Raw genomic sequence first — 14,657 nt, forward strand, 5'->3', positions numbered from 1 at the left:
GCTACCTGCTCTCCGGCGACTTCGTCTTCTCCGGTGACCTGGGCCGTCCGGACCTGCTCGACGAGGCAGCCGGCGGCGTCGACACCCGCTTCGAGGGCGCCAAGCAGCTGTTCGCCAGCCTGCGGGACAAATTCCTGACCCTGCCGGACTATGTCCAGGTCCACCCTGCCCACGGCGCCGGCAGCGCCTGCGGCAAGGCCCTCGGCGCCATCCCCTCCTCCACCGTCGGCTACGAGCGCCTCTACGCCTGGTGGGGCCCGTACCTCGCCGCCAATGACGAGCAGGGCTTCATCGACGAACTCCTCGACGGCCAGCCCGACGCCCACGCCTACTTCGGACGGATGAAGCGCGAAAACCGTGAAGGCCCGGCGGTCATGGGCGAACGCACCCCGCTTCAGGAACTGGACCCGGCCGACGTCGCCGAGGACCTCGCCCAGGACACCGTCACCTTCATCGACACCCGCCCCAACACCGAAGTCCACGAAGGCACCGTCACCCGCTCCTTGAACGTTCCCGCCGGCAAGTCCGTGGCCAGCTACGGCGCCTGGGTCGTGAACCCGGAAACCGACAAGAACCCGCTCGTGCTGCTCGCCGCCGGGCAGGAAGCCGCGCAGGAGATGTGGGACCACCTGGTCCGGGTCGGCATCGACAACGTCGCCGGCTACGTCACCACCATCGAGGGACTCCCCGTCAGCACCCCGCCCCTGATCCGGCCCGAAGAACTGGGCAGCTTCGATGCGGCCATGGTGCTGGATGTCCGCAACCGCACCGAGCACACCGCCGGGCACATCCCCGGATCCCACCAGCTCAGCGGCGGCCGTGTCATGTGGCACCTCGATGAAATTCCGGCCGAAGGAACCATCGTGACCTACTGCCAGTCCGGGGTCCGGAACTCCGTCGCGGCCAGCGCCCTGCGCCGCGCCGGGTACGACGTCGTCGAACTCGACGGCAGCTACGCCGCCTGGGACGCCTGGCAGAACTCCCGTCAGTCAGCCAGGGCCTAGAACCACCGGCATCAGCGCGTCCCGGATAACCTGCGGTCAGGAACGGCCTGGCCGTGTACGAAAGAGACAAGGAACCCTTCATGATGAACGGCTTTGATATGGGCGGGATGGGGCTTGCTTGGATCTTCTGGCTTCTGCTGATCGCAGGCGGGGTCACGCTCGCCGTGGTGCTGGTCAAAGCCTTCACCCGCAACGCCGGCGGTAACGCGCCCACCGATGGGCAGGGACCACCGCGCACGGGTGCGGGCCCTGCCCGGGCCAAGGAGATCCTTGAGGAGCGTTACGCCCGCGGCGAGATCAGCACCGAGGAATACCAGGAACGGCGACGGATACTGGAGGAGGACGGCCGGTGAGGCCGCTGACACGCCGCCAGCTGCTGGCACTGGGTGCGGTCGGGGCCGGCGCTACGGCTGCCGGCGGCGCAGGGCTGTGGCTGACCACCGGCAACGGACCCGGATACACCGGGGGTGAGGGCCTGACCGAACCCCAGGTGCTGGCCAGCCGCGACCGGGTGCTGGAGCTGGATCTGACCGCCGCGCCGGCACGGGTCCGGGTCGGCGGGCGGGATGCCTCCGTCCAGGCGTTCAACGGCTCACTGCCCGGTCCGACCCTGCGGGTCCGCGCGGGCGACACGATCCGGGTCACACTGCGCAACGGGCTGCGGGCTCCCACGAACCTGCACGTGCACGGACTGCACGTCTCCCCACAGGGCAACAGTGACAACCCGTTCGTAAGCATTGACCCGGGCGGGTCCTTCGACTACGAGTTCACCCTGCCCGAGGACCACCCGCCTGGTACCTACTGGTACCACCCGCACCGCCACGGGCACGCCGCCGACCAGGTCGCTGCCGGCCTCTACGGGGCCATCGTGGTGGAGGACCCCGACCCGGTTCCGGTCACCCGGGAGCGGGTGCTGGTGGTCTCTGACCTGTCCCTCGACGCTGCCGGCAATCTCGCCGAGGTGGACCAGTTGCAGCAGATGATGGGACGTGAGGGAGAGATCGTCCTGGTCAACGGGCAACTCCGCCCGCAACTGCGCGCCGCGCCCGGAGAACGGGAGCGGTGGCGGATCATCAACGCCTGCCCCTCCCGGTACCTGCGCCTGGCACTTGACGGACAGCAGGTCCGGCTGCTCAGCAGGGACCTCGGACGCCTGCCGATCCCAGAGGACGTCACCGAAGTGGTTCTCGCCCCCGGCAACCGCGTAGAGCTGCTCGTGGAAACCCGCGACGGATCCTCCACCCTCACGGCTGCCGCCCTGGACCGCGGCAGCATGAACGCCATGATCGGCGGGGCCATGAGGGGCGACAACGAATCCGGTGACGGCCCGGTCGAACTGCTCACCCTGGCCGTCTCGGGAAGCGCGGGCACTGACCCCGGGCCCGTGCCCGAGGGCCGGCCCCTGCGCGATCTACGGAACGAACCGGTCACCGCCGCCCGCACCCTGAACTTCGCCATGGGCATGAATGGAAACATGGGCGCGGGAATGGGCAGCGGACAGGGCACCATGATGGCCTTCACCATCAACGGACGGGAGTTCGACCCCGAACGGCTCGACGAGACGGCCGCAGCCGGGACCGTGGAGGAGTGGACCCTGACCAACTCCAGCCCCATGGACCACCCCATCCACCTGCATGTGTGGCCCATGCAGATCGTCCAGGACGGCGACCGCGACGTGACCAGGCCCAAATGGCAGGACGTGGTCAACGTCCCCGCCCGCAGCCAAGTGAAAGTCCGGGTGGCCTTCGACGACTTCGCCGGCCGCACCGTGATCCACTGCCACATTCTGGACCACGAAGACCAAGGCATGATGGCCACCGTCCAAGCCCGCTGACCGGCACCCCTAACACTGACAGGATCCGCCAATGGCCTTAGGCAACACCGCCTCCCGCCAGCAGCCTCAGACAACCGAGGTCATCACGCTGGGACTGCGGCAGAACCTGGCCCAGTTCATGCTCCTCGTCGCCGTCAACGCCCTGGTCGGCGGAACCCTCGGCCAGGAACGCACGGTACTGCCGCTGCTGGCCGAAAAAGTCTTTCACCTCGACCAGTACACCTCCGCCCTGACCTACATCCTGGCGTTCGGCCTGGCCAAAGCCGCGACCAACTACTTCGCCGGGACCCTTTCGGACCGTTACGGCCGCAAGCCGGTCCTGGTCGCCGGCTGGCTCATCGCCCTCCCGGTGCCCCTCCTGCTGATCTTCGGGCCTTCCTGGGGCTGGATCGTGGCAGCCAACGTGGTTCTGGGCATCAGCCAGGGCCTGACCTGGTCCACCACCGTGATGATGAAAATGGACCTCGTCGGTCCCGAACGCCGCGGCCTGGCCATGGGGCTGAACGAAGCAGCCGGCTACCTCGGCGTCGCAGGCACCGCACTGGCCACCGGTTACATCGCTTCCTCCTACGGACTGCGCCCCGGGCCCTTCCTGCTCGGCGCAGCCTTCATCGCCGTCGGCCTTGGCCTGTCCGTGCTGACCATCGGCGAAACACACCACCACGCCAAAGCCGAAGCCGCAGTGCACGTCCCGGTCCACGCCGGCAGCCATGCCGGGCTGAGCAACCGTGAGGTGTTCACTCTGACCAGTTTCCGGGACAAGTCCCTGTCCTCCGTCAGCCAGGCCGGGATGGTGAACAACCTCAACGACGGCCTCGCCTGGGGGCTGTTCCCTGTCCTGTTCGCCGCCGCAGGGCTCAGCATCGAACGCATCGGCATCCTCGCCGCCGTCTACCCGGCCGTCTGGGGCGCCGGTCAACTGATCACCGGCGCCCTCTCGGACCGGATCGGGCGCAAACCACTGATCGCCGGAGGCATGCTCGTCCAAGCCCTGGCACTCGGCATGGTCGCCCTCGGAAATGACTTCGGAACCTGGCTTGCCGCCGTCGTCCTGCTCGGTGCCGGCACCGCCATGGTCTACCCCACACTGCTTGCAGCGATCGGCGATGTCGCCCACCCCGAATGGCGGGCCAGGTCAGTCGGCATCTACCGGCTATGGCGCGACGGCGGCTTCGCCGTCGGCGCCCTGCTCTCCGGCATCATCGCCGACGCCTACGGCATCCCGGCAGCCGTCGCCGTCGTCGCCGGCCTGACTGCGCTCTCCGGCATCATCGTGGCCGCACGGATGCGAAGCAGCGACCACCGCGGCCAGGGATGAACGAGTGGAACCACTTCAAGGACGGATGACCGGGATGCCCAGGTCGGTCAGGCTGACCCGGCATGAAGCGGTCCAGCGAATCCGGATCGTGGATGAGGCCGTCTCGCACTGGCGCGAAGACGCACTTGCATGCGGTGTCAGCCCCGACGCGCTGGACTTTATGGCGAAAGCCTTCGAGGGAGAGCGCCGGGCTCGCGCCACGGACCTGTACGACAGCAGCCCAACCACCATCGACCTTGCGGCAGGCGGCCCGGCAGGGCTGCCCGGTGAAGTCTGGGTACATCCGCACACCAGAAGAGGGCGGTTCGTCGAAGAGCATTTCAGGCGCCGGGCGCAGTAGGGAGGCGACGCGGACAAACTTAGTGCAGGTGAACGGGACGCGGAGAACCGCCGTCCCCCCGCCGTCGAACGAGAGGGCAAAGTGACGCCGGAACGCCTCGTCGCATCGGTAGTTGAGAGATCGAGGCGCACACGCCCGATGCCTTTCTTGCGGATGATGGGCCGGAGCCGAACGGTCGTAGCGCGGTCAGTGGGTGACGAGCTGTTGCGCTCGCTGGTGTGAGACGCCAAGTACCGCGCCGATGTCGCGGACGGTGACACCTTGCCGCTTCAGGACCATGGCCGCCTCGTGGCGTTCCTTGGCTGATGCCGCCTTCAGCTCATCGGACCTGGCAGCTAGCTCACGCGCTTGGCGGAGGTGGGCTGCGACTTCAGGCGTGTCGAAGGTGACCTCGACGTCGAAGTCGGATTCGGGGCGTCCCGTGATCATGGCCGCCAAATCGCGGACCATTTCGGGGATCTCGGCGACGGTGCGGGCCTGAGTGGTCAGCCCGTCGATTTGGGTGGATTCCAGGTACCAGAACCGGCCGTCCCGGCTGGCCGTTACTTCGAGTTTCATTTGGTGTCCTCTCCCTTGGCCTGCTTCATGATTTGCTTGGCGAGCTTCTCGCCGATTTCATTGTGGCGCGGCACAAACGTCGTATTATCGCCGACGTTCACGCGTGTGTGCCTGCCGCCTTCCTCGGTGGTGTACTCGACGTCGAGGTCCTTTGCGGTCTGCTTGAGCTGGTTCAGGAGTTCCCGGCGCTTCATCACGAGAAAAGTCTATAGCGGACTAGGCGAGGCCGTCTAGTCCGCTATGGACTGTGCCTAGGCGAGCTGTGCACCTCAGCGTCAGACGGCTTCCTCTGCATGCTCAGCGCACTGCACCGTCGCGATCAGCTGGCCACCGCCGTCGGCCTTTACATAGTGGGTCACGTGGTTCGTGATCCTGCCGCAGTGATCACAGAAGCACGCGTGTTGTTTTGTCTGCATAGCGAGATGTTACGCAGTTCGATGGATTTAAGGCGAAATCCCGGCTAGGAATGTGGATCTCCACATGCGGCCCGGACCGCGTCCCGCATCCCGGAAACTCCAAGGCCCCGCGGGTAGAATCGGGGCCAAGAACGCAGTCGCTTTCCGGAGGTACGGAGAAACAATGTCAGAATGGCTCGACGTCGGCGCGGACAACTACGTGCTGGTCACCGAAGGATCACTGCTGAACACCGGCCTGATTGTGGGCTCCGAGCGTGCCATGGTGGTCGATACCGGCTGCGGGCCGCGGCAGGGGCGCGAGATCCTGGACGCGGTGCGGGAGAAGACCTCTTTGCCCCTGGTGGTGGTCAATACCCACGCGCACTACGACCACTTCTTCGGCAACGCCGTGTTCGCATCCGACGGCGCCACCGAGTTCTGGGCACACGAAAACTGCGCCCAGGAGATCGACGACCACGGGGACCTGCAGCGCCGGTTCGTGGGAACGCTGGAGCCGGAGATGTCCACGGGCGAGGGCGAGAATGTGGAACTCGTGGTGCCCAACGCCATCGTCAAGGACCAGCCCGTGCTGGTGGACCTGGGCGGAATCACCGTGACCCTCTTCTACCTGGGGCGCGGCCACACCGACGGCGACCTCCTGGTGGGCACCCCCACCACTCTCTTCGTGGGCGACCTTGTTGAGCAGGGCGCGCACCCGTCCTTCGAGGACTCCTACCCGGAGGAATGGGCCGACAGCCTGCGCCACATCTCCGCCCTGCGCCACCGCTACGAGTTCCTGATCCCCGGCCACGGCCAGCCCTGCAGCGACCAGTTCGTCAAGACCATGGCCAACACCATGACCACCGCCGTCCGCCAGGCCCAGCAGTCCATCCGCGAAACCCCCACCGACGCCACCAAGGCCATCCCCGTGCTGCCCTACGGCCCGGAGCAGTCACGCTGGTTCATCAAGCGCCTGCAGGAGACGCGGCCGCTGCACTAGCCCCGAGGCCCTTCATTATTCAGAACACGTTCTGAATAATGAAGGTATGTCCACCCCCACCATTTCACGCACCGCCCAGTCCTCCGAGCTATCTCGCAATTCGGCGAACGTCTTCAAGGCGGCCGAGGAAGGGCCCGTTAGGATCACCCGCCGCGATGGGGAACCCCTCGTTCTTCTGACATCCCCCGAGTTCGACCGGATACACGAAGGGGCAGAGCTGGCGGCTCACCTCGTGACCGCGTCTTTGGGAGATCCGCAGGTTCCGTTTGTGGAGCGGCTCCGCGGTCCCTTTCCCTGGATTGCATTCCTCAGCGAGGCAGACGAGGCCGCCTTCGCACGCGAAATTGTCGCCATCACCCGCGCATGTGCCTCCGTCGGCAGGTTCGACAAGGCATTGGTTGCACTTCGGGCCTGGCGATCCACCGCGGAGGCCATTAGCGCCGGTTACACCCCCGATGACCAGTTGGACTGGATCGAGCCCACGGCTGTTGCCGACCCGCGCACTGCATGAGCGCTAAGAGATCCGGCGTTCCACGGCCCCTCAAGAAGGCAGAGTTCGAAATTCAGTCCGGCACTTCGGCCGCTGGCAGCACGAACTTCCCGGCGGTGCACGGCTTTGGTTCTACGTCGACGGGCAAACCGTCTGCTTAGTTGATGTGCACACGCATCACCCCAACGCCACCAAGTAGCAACCGGCCTACGCGGGCCGGCCAGCGAACACGCTGGTTCATCAAGCGCCTGCAGGAGACGCGGCCGCTGCACTAGGGCGCGGCGTCGTTGTTCGCTTATTCAGGCACATCCATCTGGAAGCCGCAGGAACAACGCAGAACCTGAGCCGTCAGGGACACACCCGACGCGTCCTCCGGCGGCCCGTCCGAAAAGCCCCGGGCGCTGAGTCTCCGCACCTTCGAGCCGATCTTGTGCATCGGCTGCTCGCAGTGGACGTAGTGCCCGCCGAAGACCAGGACGCCCTTGGGGCTGTGGAGCCGGCTAAAAACTGCAGCCACAGCAGCCACATCCGCCCGCCCGACATAGTGGAGGTTGCAGGCGTCGCAGGAATACCCCACCTCCACCAGGACGTCCGACGGCGGGCTGACGGCGGTGATGGAGTGCAGCGTCAGCCCGCCGTCGGCGCCGCAGCGGACGCAGGCAACCGGACCGCCGCCAGCTGGCCCTTCGGGCCGGCTATTTCCGGGCCCATGGGGATGGATGGGCGCCGTCATGCGGCTGCGGGGCGGCTGGACAGACTGGTGGCTTGATCAAGGAACTGGCTGAAATGCGAGGCGGCCATGGCTGGCTCTCTTTCGCTCCGTGCATTCCGGCCGCCGCGTGGCTACAGCGGCAACTCCAGACGTCCCTGCACCGGGCGAACGGGGATTCATCAACTGAAGTGATGTATGCCACTTTGAATTTAGCATTGCCTCCCGCGATGGCCAACGGCCCGTCCTAAGGACCGTGCCTCACGTGAGCCCGTTCGGTTAGACCTCAGGCATGATTGTTTGGGTGATCACAGAACATGCACTGCTCTCCGTCCGGCCCGGCATGGAGGACGAATTCGAGACTGCTTTTGGCAAAGCGAAATCGATCATTGGCTCCATGCCAGGATTCCAGGGCCTCACGCTGTCCCGCTGCATCGAGAATTCATCCACGTACCGAGGCAAGGCTGGAACCGACACCGATCACCCCGTTGGGGGTGGCCACGTTCAGGGCGCCAAGGCCGCTGGTTACCAGTGTCACGAAGAGGATGAACCACCAGAACTCGGCCACGCCGGCGCGGCCCCCAAACTCGGCATACTGCCGGAAGCCCGCGAGGATCGCGTCGCCGAACGACATGGGGGGTGCCCTGCAGCCTGGGTCATGACCGGATTCTACCGCCGCGCGTGGTCTGTGGCGATGGCGTTCCGGGCGCCGCGGCACACATCAGAAGGCTCAGCCCGCCCGTGAATGTGGTGGTGTGGAACCGTGGCCCGCGGGCCATCTCGGTGAAGTTCCAGCGGCGGTGCAGCTCGATGGACACGAGGTTGTCCGCATTGACCACGTACCAGGCCTCCGACGCCCGGGCCCAGACCCACCGCAACCGAGCCTCCGTCAGCGCCGCGCCCACCCCGCGCCTGCGCCACGCCGGCAGGACCGTCACGCCGGCGAGGTAATGCCCGGAAGGTGCAGGCCCGTCGTCGTCGTCCCAGTACCGGCGGGACGCACAGCGGCGACCGTCCCGGCGTCGGGCGTTACGTCCTTTTTGGTGAGATCGGCAAACCCGTGGGAGTCCATCTGGACAGTCAACCGCATCGCGCCTCCGGCGGCCATGGAGGTCACATTTGGAGCGACTTGAGCAAACCTTGAGCCTGTGTTCATAGCCTTGCGGCATGGGTAAGTATGGGGGTCCACAGTACGCGCGCGACACACGGAGCGAGCTCCGCCGTCGCCGACTTCAGGCGGTTTCCTACGTTGCGCTGGCCGCCCTGGCAGTGGCCACGGCAGCGGTGGTGGTGATCGCGCTCAACCGGTGAGCGGCTGCTGCCCTAGGGCGCCTTCTCAATTCCTTGGTTCTGTCGGGACGCCGAGAGAAGCAAGGAAGTGAAATGGCCGAATTCTAGGCGACGCGTTGTGTATAAGGAGCGCGCGGGCAGGGGCGCGAGGGAACAGGCAACCTGAATTCGCACTGAGGGTCGCTCTCAGGCTGTTTGCGGTGGGATCTGTTCGTGGCGGTGGTGGGATCTGAGTTGGATGATCCGCCCGGCGCCTGCCACGGCGACCAGGAACCCGCCGCTGACGGCGGCGATAAACAGGGCCATGCCCAGGGAAATTGTCCCGTCCAGGCCAAAGAACCTGACCCTGACGTTGTCCTGGTTCTGCACGATGAAGGCGATGAGCAGGATCAGCAGCATCAGGGTGGCCACGGTGGCCACCCAGATCATGCCTGAGCGGGTTACTGCCGGCCGATTCGCAACGGCCGGAGCGGGCCCGGGGCCGTGCACCGGCTCCGACGGCGGAAGCGGTTCAGCATTCATGAGGTGGTCCCTTCTTTGGTTCCCCCGGACGTGCCGGGCAGGGCCCGGGGCCAGGCCGGGAAGGCTCCGGGCCCCGGGTTTCGGGTCAGTGTTTCTTGAAGGCGTCTTTGATTTTTTCCCCGGCCTGCTTCAGGCCGGCCTTCGTCTGGTCGGTCTTGCCTTCGGCTTTGAGGCTTTCGTTGCCGGTGGCCTTTCCTGCGGCTTCCTTGCCCTTGCCGCCGGCTTTCTCGGCGGCGTGCCTGATCTTGTCACCTAAACCCATGATGGCTCTCCTATCCATGGCCGGTCCGCCGGCCCATGCCGGCGGGACACTTTCATCCTATCGCCGGGCGAACAAGGCGAACCGGCGAGGGCGATAACATTCACTCGGCACCGTGGTCAGGGCCGCCACCGCCGCCTTGCTCAGCGATGACTACTGCATCATCCTGGCCCGCCGGATCCTGGACGCAGCCCGTGCCATCCGCGATTTATGCGGAGGTGCCGCTGAGCCGGGCTCCGCTCTCTTCCGGGGCACGGGCGGTACCCGGGATGGCGCAAAGTGCCCCGCTGTTCACGGTTGTACGGAGTCAAAGAACCGGTACTCCGGGGGATCGGTCCGGGCCTCGTGTGCCTTGGCCTGGATGAAGTCACGGTCGTCCTGGGAGAGCACCGTCTCGCCGTGCCGGTCACCCTCGTCGGTTCCGCCGGTCTCCTTGCAGATGGTCGCTGTGATCGTGCGCGGCAGGACGAGGCATCCCGGGTGGTCGATGAGCCACTGCTGTGTGGCGTGATCGAGCCGCGCCCATTGGCCTTTGATGTTCATCCCCATGAATGCTGCCTTCCCGAGAACACGTATTGAGGGCCCCGGCGTCGCGCCGGTACCCGGTATGCGCTCAGGGTACGCCCCGCCGGCAGACGAAGGACAGGACCGCGGGACGGAACCGTGCACCGCGGCCCGTCGAACCGTCCCACCAAGGCACGCCGGCTGCGCACAGGCACCTGTTGCCTCATTGGGGACTAAAGATATCGGTCGTTTGTGAATCAGAGGATTCGTTGCCCAGGATCCTCCGGAAGACGTGCATATCAGGATCCTCCGGAAGACGTGCATATGCGGATAGTGTCCGGGTGGTGAGGGCTGAGCTTTTCATGCACTGCCCCGTCGTTCCTGTCGGGGTTTCGTTTCGATGGGAGTTCTATGTCTGCTGTTCAGGTCCATCCGGATGTCGCCATGGTGATGAGGGTTCTCGGCGGCCTCGCCCTCGTCTGTTCTCCCGCCATAGTTGAGGCCGACAACGCTGAGTACGGTGCCGCGATCTCGGAAATCGGTCGGTCTCCGGTTCGGTTCCGGGTCGGCAAGCTGACCCCGACGAAGGTGGGATTGTTCGTGACGGTGTGGCGGCGCTCTCTCGGTGGGTCGACCGAACCTCTGCCTGCGGAGGAGGACCCCGACATGCTAGTGGTCTGCGTGCGGGAGGATTCCCGAGTCGGAGCATTCGCGTTTCCGAAGGCGGCGCTCGTCAAGCATGGCGTCGTGTCCGTGGGCGGCGCCGGAGGCAAGCGAGGATTCCGCGTCTATCCGCCATGGTCAGCAACGACGAATCGGCAGGCGAAAAAATCCCAGCAATGGCAGTGTAATTACTTCTTCGAGATGGCTGACGGATCCGCCATCGATGCGCAGCGAGCCATTCGACTCTTCGTTGCGGCCTAGCTAGGAGGAGCGCTGGGGAATAGCTCCAGACGCATCCCGTGCAGAAAGCCGGAGATCAGCTCGCGATGATGATCTCCGGCTTTCTGATGCCCGGAACCATATAGCCCTACAACGCCAGCACTTCGTCGGAATTTTCTGGCTGCTGATCTTCATTCTGGTGGCCGTCTCGTCCGCGCGCCGGCCGTTAGGAACAGCTGCGAGACGGAAATCAATCTTGTCCGGAGGGATCCATCTGGTGACCGGAAGCATGCCCAGCGCGCCGCGTCAATGACGCGATTTGTCAATCCCGTGACGGACCGATAGCGTGACCTCTGATCGCATGGGGGATCACTCTAACGTTCGGAGACCGTTGTGGCTCTCATTGACTATGTCCTGGCGCTGTGCGCACTGTTGGGCACACTGCTGATTCCCTTCTTTGCGATGTACCACGTGCTGCGCCGGAAGCGACGCGCAGTGCGGGTGACCGCCACGAGGAGTAGCCGTAGATAGCCATGCCCTATATCGATATCAACCCGCATAAGGGTCGCCCCAAATGGCAGGCCTACGCCATCCTGGCCGTGCTTCTGGTCCTCACCGGTGCCGTGGTGATCGCCGCGCTCACCCGCGGCTGACCTCGTAATTCCGCCCCAGCGCCTAGACTTACTGATTGAATCAGTCCGTAAAGTGCCGCAGAACCTTGTGCCGAAAGTCCTGGGGGGACAGACATGCCCGATCCGGCGGATCAGAACGCACGCCCCTTCGCAGAAGATGCAGGGCAACCGCAACCGCCCCGGCGACGCCGTGACCTCCGTCGCGCCGACAGTGCGCTGCAGGATGCCCAGACAGGAACCATGCCAGCCGTAACGCCAGATCTTTCGAGCACCCCCGACGCCGGCACCCCGGTACCGCGCCGCAGTTCCTGGGCGGAGGCGGCGGCCGCCGCCGACCAGGCCAGTCCCGAACCCTCTGCCCCCATCACCTCTGCCCCCATCAGCTCTGTCCCGGCGCCCACCCGCCGGCCCGCCAGGCCGCCGGTGACCCCGCTGCCGCAGTCGACGCCGCAGGACGGGCAGCCGGCCGAGCCGGACTATGGCACCCCCGCATTGGCGTACGACGGCGACGAAGCCGCGCCGCCGTCGTCGTACGTTCCTGAGGAAGCACCGGAGCCGGCGCCGGCGCCGGCGTTCCGGCGCATCCGCCCCACTACCGCGGACATCATCGCCGACAGCCCCATGCCCGACTTCATCAGCTCCCCGGGCCTGTTCGTCAAGGAGCAGAAGCCCCGGCCGGTGGGCGGCGTCCGCGGCGCCCTCTACTCGCTCACGGGCGGGGCCTGGAACATGGGCCCCAGCGCCAAGCAGCGCGAGGAGGACGAGCTGGGCCGCCGCATCTCCCGCCAGCTGCAGGGCAGCTACAACACGGCGGTGCTGAGCCTCAAGGGCGGCATCGGCAAAACCTCCACCACGGTGGGCGTGGGCCTGACGCTGGCCGAATTCCGCGGCGACCCGCCCTGCGCCATCGACGCCAACCCGGACTCCGGCGACCTCGTGGAGCGCGCCCTCGGCGAGGGCATCTACCAGCAGGCCAGCCCGCGCACCATCACGGACCTGCTGGCGAACATCGAGGGCGTTGACTCGCTCACCGCCCTGGCCCGGTACATGCACCACGCCGGCCGGCTGCACCTGATCGCGGGGGAGCAGGACCCGGAGGTCTCCGACTCGCTGACGGCCGCCGAATACCTGCGGATCCGCAAGCTCATCTCCAACTACTACTCCGTGGCCCTGACCGACTGCGGCACCGGCGTGACGCACAACGCCATGAGCGGGATCCTGCAGTCGGCGGACAACATCATCATCGCCGCGGGGTATGCGGTGAGCGGGGCCAAGCGTGCCCGCAGCACCCTGCACTGGCTGGCGAGCCACGGGTACGAGGACCTGGCCCGGAACGCCGTCGTTGTCATCACGGACAAGGATGAGGTCTCCTCCCGCGTGGACAAGGACGCCATCGAGGAACACCTCGCCGGGATCTGCCGCCAGCTGATCGCCGTCCCGCATGACCGCGGCGTGGCCGACGGCGACCTGGTCACCCTGGATGTGCTGAAGCCGGAGACCCGGCGGGCGTACAAGGAAATCGCGGCGTCGATCGTGGACGGGTACCGGTAGCTTTCCCCTTCCCCCCGCCCCCTTCCCAACTAGGTAGCGCTAAGTGTCGTTTTGAGCCCTCAAAACGACACTTAGCGCTACCTACTTTTGGGTGAGCAGATCCGGGCTGAGTTCGGCGTTCCCAGCCACCGGGGCTGAGCCCCGGTGGCATATGAGGTCATTTTCTCGCCCACCGCACGCCGGGACCTGCAGTCCGTGCCTCCCCGGATACTGCCGGCCATCATCGCATTCGCCTACGGCGACCTCTCCAGAAACCCTCAGCTGGTAGGCAAGGCGTTGGAGCGGGACCTGGCTGGCTTCCACTCGGCCAGGCGTGGCCCCTACCGCGTCCTGCACTCCATTGATGAGGAACACAACAGCATCAGCATCCTGCGGGTCGACCACCGAGCCGACGTGTACCGGCCCAGATAGTCCCGAGTGCGCGCTTGGGGTGTGCGCGACATATCTGAGCTCAAATGTTGCGCAGATCACATTCGTTGCCTACGCTGAATGAGGCTGCAGAGGCGCGGCCATTGGCCGCAGCGTAGCGGCCTCCCCGGCTGCAGCGTCGCAGCCACGCAAGGAAGGCATGATTATCTTGTCCGAAAAGCTCAGCATTCTTGTCCGTGTAGATCTCGACCACGCGAAGGCCCAGGTTCTCGCCAAGGGCCACGTCACCATCCACAGCATCCAGGCCCTCTATGTTGTGGTGAAACGCGCCAACGCCTTGAAGCACAACCTGGACCTGGAATTGGACGTGCGGAACGCCCGCGTCGATCCCGAAGCCCTGCGGCAGCTGCAGGCCTGCTCCGAGACCCATCACCTGCCCGCCAGGATTGACCCGCAGCAAACTCACTGCACGCTGAGCATCCTCGCGCCCCGCCGTGTCACCGCCAAGGCCACCGAGTTCAGCCACGCCGCAGCCTGACCCACGCCCTTAGCGCGAACTCCCTTTAGCACGCCCTCTTCTTAGCGCGAACGGGCGCCACAACGCGCTTGAAGGAGGGCCGCCGTCGGGGGTTATCCGACGGCGGGAATCCCGCCGGCCAATTCCGCCGCCGCGGCGAGGGCCCAGCGGTCGTTCTCCGGATCGAAGAAGACCACCATGGATGAATCGGCTTCGCGGGCCTCGTCGAGGGCGAACAGCAGGGCATCCTCCAGATGCTGCGCGTGTTCCAGCCGTTCGGGAAGCGTGCCCGGAAGACCGCCGTCGTCAATGACGACGTGGGCCTTGCCGTCCACGATGACCTTCAGCGCAAAACCCTGGTCCTCATGAAGGGACCCCCGGGTGGATGCGATTTCCGTGACTTTGTCGGCCCGGACCAAACCGTTGTTGATGGTGCGGATCCACACTTCACCCATGAGACCTCCTTGGCTGAGAGGGGCAGGC

The 14,657-nt window shown here is 65.9% G+C and carries 22 protein-coding genes and 1 pseudogene; 13 read left to right on the plus strand and 10 right to left on the minus strand.

Annotated elements, in window-relative coordinates; genetic code table 11:
- From NG697_RS06220 to NG697_RS06240, 5 genes are all read left to right on the plus strand, one after another.
- The coding region (locus tag NG697_RS06220) for a rhodanese-like domain-containing protein (RefSeq protein WP_252613786.1) at window positions 1–1,004 on the plus strand (1,004 nt) is incomplete at its 5' end.
- Between the two features lie 80 nt (window positions 1,005–1,084).
- A complete protein-coding gene (locus NG697_RS06225) occupies window positions 1,085–1,357 on the plus strand; it encodes an SHOCT domain-containing protein (protein ID WP_104063814.1) in 273 nt (90 codons plus the stop codon).
- Window positions 1,354–2,838 (plus strand): multicopper oxidase family protein, encoded by a 1,485-nt coding sequence (locus tag NG697_RS06230; protein WP_252613787.1) that lies wholly within the window; start codon window positions 1,354–1,356, stop codon window positions 2,836–2,838. The genes NG697_RS06225 and NG697_RS06230 overlap by 4 nt, the downstream gene beginning before the upstream one ends.
- A gap of 31 nt (window positions 2,839–2,869) precedes the next feature.
- On the plus strand, window positions 2,870–4,156 hold the full coding sequence (locus NG697_RS06235) for an MFS transporter (protein ID WP_252613788.1): 1,287 nt from the start codon (window positions 2,870–2,872) through the stop codon (window positions 4,154–4,156).
- Window positions 4,157–4,181: 25 nt separating this feature from the next.
- On the plus strand, window positions 4,182–4,496 hold the full coding sequence (locus tag NG697_RS06240; protein WP_252598585.1) for a hypothetical protein: 315 nt from the start codon (window positions 4,182–4,184) through the stop codon (window positions 4,494–4,496).
- 186 nt (window positions 4,497–4,682) lie between these two features.
- Here the strand turns inward: NG697_RS06240 and NG697_RS06245 are convergent, their stop codons facing one another.
- The 3 genes from NG697_RS06245 to NG697_RS06255 all read right to left on the minus strand — a co-directional run bounded on the left by NG697_RS06245 (window position 4,683) and on the right by NG697_RS06255 (window position 5,470).
- Window positions 4,683–5,054, minus strand: coding sequence for a hypothetical protein (locus NG697_RS06245; protein ID WP_252613789.1), 372 nt, complete (start codon window positions 5,052–5,054; stop codon window positions 4,683–4,685).
- A complete protein-coding gene (locus NG697_RS06250; protein ID WP_252613790.1) occupies window positions 5,051–5,251 on the minus strand; it encodes a type II toxin-antitoxin system HicA family toxin in 201 nt (66 codons plus the stop codon). The genes NG697_RS06245 and NG697_RS06250 overlap by 4 nt, the downstream gene beginning before the upstream one ends.
- Window positions 5,252–5,329: 78 nt before the next feature.
- The gene (locus NG697_RS06255) at window positions 5,330–5,470 is read right to left on the minus strand and encodes a hypothetical protein (RefSeq protein WP_252613791.1); all 141 of its coding nucleotides are present in this window, start codon (window positions 5,468–5,470) and stop codon (window positions 5,330–5,332) included.
- A gap of 163 nt (window positions 5,471–5,633) precedes the next feature.
- Here NG697_RS06255 and NG697_RS06260 point away from each other — a divergent pair, with 163 nt between their 5' ends.
- Together NG697_RS06260 and NG697_RS06265 are read left to right on the plus strand one after the other, a co-directional pair.
- Window positions 5,634–6,449 carry an MBL fold metallo-hydrolase gene (locus tag NG697_RS06260; RefSeq protein ID WP_058931525.1) on the plus strand — a complete coding sequence of 272 codons (816 nt, stop codon included), beginning with the start codon at window positions 5,634–5,636 and terminating at the stop codon, window positions 6,447–6,449.
- Window positions 6,450–6,495: 46 nt separating this feature from the next.
- Window positions 6,496–6,960: a type II toxin-antitoxin system Phd/YefM family antitoxin gene (locus tag NG697_RS06265; protein ID WP_252613792.1), complete on the plus strand. Its 465-nt coding sequence runs from the start codon at window positions 6,496–6,498 to the stop codon at window positions 6,958–6,960.
- Window positions 6,961–7,234: 274 nt separating this feature from the next.
- Here NG697_RS06265 and NG697_RS06270 read toward each other — a convergent pair whose 3' ends face one another.
- Entirely contained in the window at window positions 7,235–7,672 is a 438-nt protein-coding gene (locus NG697_RS06270) for a hypothetical protein (protein WP_252613793.1), read from the minus strand.
- A 319-nt stretch (window positions 7,673–7,991) separates the two neighbouring features.
- Here NG697_RS06270 and NG697_RS06275 point away from each other — a divergent pair.
- Window positions 7,992–8,042, plus strand: a pseudogene (locus NG697_RS06275) (hypothetical protein); the annotation flags it as partial.
- A gap of 48 nt (window positions 8,043–8,090) precedes the next feature.
- Here the strand turns inward: NG697_RS06275 and NG697_RS06280 are convergent.
- Together NG697_RS06280 and NG697_RS06285 are read right to left on the minus strand one after the other, a co-directional pair.
- Window positions 8,091–8,282 carry a DUF805 domain-containing protein gene (locus NG697_RS06280; protein WP_252613923.1) on the minus strand — a complete coding sequence of 64 codons (192 nt, stop codon included), beginning with the start codon at window positions 8,280–8,282 and terminating at the stop codon, window positions 8,091–8,093.
- Window positions 8,283–8,304: 22 nt separating this feature from the next.
- Complete coding sequence (locus NG697_RS06285; protein ID WP_252613794.1) at window positions 8,305–8,817, minus strand: GNAT family N-acetyltransferase; 513 nt, start codon at window positions 8,815–8,817, stop codon at window positions 8,305–8,307.
- Between NG697_RS06285 and NG697_RS06290 the strand changes: the two genes are divergently transcribed.
- On the plus strand, window positions 8,816–8,959 hold the full coding sequence (locus NG697_RS06290; RefSeq protein ID WP_252613795.1) for a hypothetical protein: 144 nt from the start codon (window positions 8,816–8,818) through the stop codon (window positions 8,957–8,959). The two genes, NG697_RS06285 and NG697_RS06290, sit on opposite strands and share 2 nt — an antisense overlap.
- A gap of 165 nt (window positions 8,960–9,124) precedes the next feature.
- Here NG697_RS06290 and NG697_RS06295 read toward each other — a convergent pair whose 3' ends face one another.
- From NG697_RS06295 to NG697_RS06305, 3 genes are all read right to left on the minus strand, one after another.
- Window positions 9,125–9,460, minus strand: coding sequence for a LapA family protein (locus NG697_RS06295; RefSeq protein WP_252613796.1), 336 nt, complete (start codon window positions 9,458–9,460; stop codon window positions 9,125–9,127).
- An 85-nt stretch (window positions 9,461–9,545) separates the two neighbouring features.
- A complete protein-coding gene (locus NG697_RS06300) occupies window positions 9,546–9,722 on the minus strand; it encodes a CsbD family protein (RefSeq protein WP_104061730.1) in 177 nt (58 codons plus the stop codon).
- Window positions 9,723–10,010: 288 nt separating this feature from the next.
- Window positions 10,011–10,268, minus strand: coding sequence for a hypothetical protein (locus NG697_RS06305; RefSeq protein WP_252613798.1), 258 nt, complete (start codon window positions 10,266–10,268; stop codon window positions 10,011–10,013).
- A 366-nt stretch (window positions 10,269–10,634) separates the two neighbouring features.
- Between NG697_RS06305 and NG697_RS06310 the strand changes: the two genes are divergently transcribed.
- The 4 genes from NG697_RS06310 to NG697_RS06325 all read left to right on the plus strand — a co-directional run bounded on the left by NG697_RS06310 (window position 10,635) and on the right by NG697_RS06325 (window position 14,195).
- Entirely contained in the window at window positions 10,635–11,147 is a 513-nt protein-coding gene (locus tag NG697_RS06310; RefSeq protein ID WP_252613800.1) for a MepB family protein, read from the plus strand.
- A 704-nt stretch (window positions 11,148–11,851) separates the two neighbouring features.
- On the plus strand, window positions 11,852–13,288 hold the full coding sequence (locus NG697_RS06315) for a MinD/ParA family ATP-binding protein (RefSeq protein ID WP_374209901.1): 1,437 nt from the start codon (window positions 11,852–11,854) through the stop codon (window positions 13,286–13,288).
- Window positions 13,289–13,432: 144 nt separating this feature from the next.
- On the plus strand, window positions 13,433–13,699 hold the full coding sequence (locus tag NG697_RS06320; RefSeq protein WP_252613803.1) for a type II toxin-antitoxin system RelE family toxin: 267 nt from the start codon (window positions 13,433–13,435) through the stop codon (window positions 13,697–13,699).
- Window positions 13,700–13,856: 157 nt separating this feature from the next.
- Complete coding sequence (locus tag NG697_RS06325) at window positions 13,857–14,195, plus strand: hypothetical protein (RefSeq protein WP_308216150.1); 339 nt, start codon at window positions 13,857–13,859, stop codon at window positions 14,193–14,195.
- Between the two features lie 92 nt (window positions 14,196–14,287).
- On the opposite strand, the gene NG697_RS06330 is transcribed toward NG697_RS06325, so the two are convergent.
- Window positions 14,288–14,629, minus strand: coding sequence for a hypothetical protein (locus tag NG697_RS06330; RefSeq protein ID WP_252573588.1), 342 nt, complete (start codon window positions 14,627–14,629; stop codon window positions 14,288–14,290).
- Window positions 14,630–14,657 lie beyond the last annotated feature (28 nt).

Origin of the sequence: Pseudarthrobacter raffinosi (assembly GCF_023913835.1) — a bacterium.
GTDB lineage: Bacteria > Actinomycetota > Actinomycetes > Actinomycetales > Micrococcaceae > Arthrobacter > Arthrobacter raffinosi.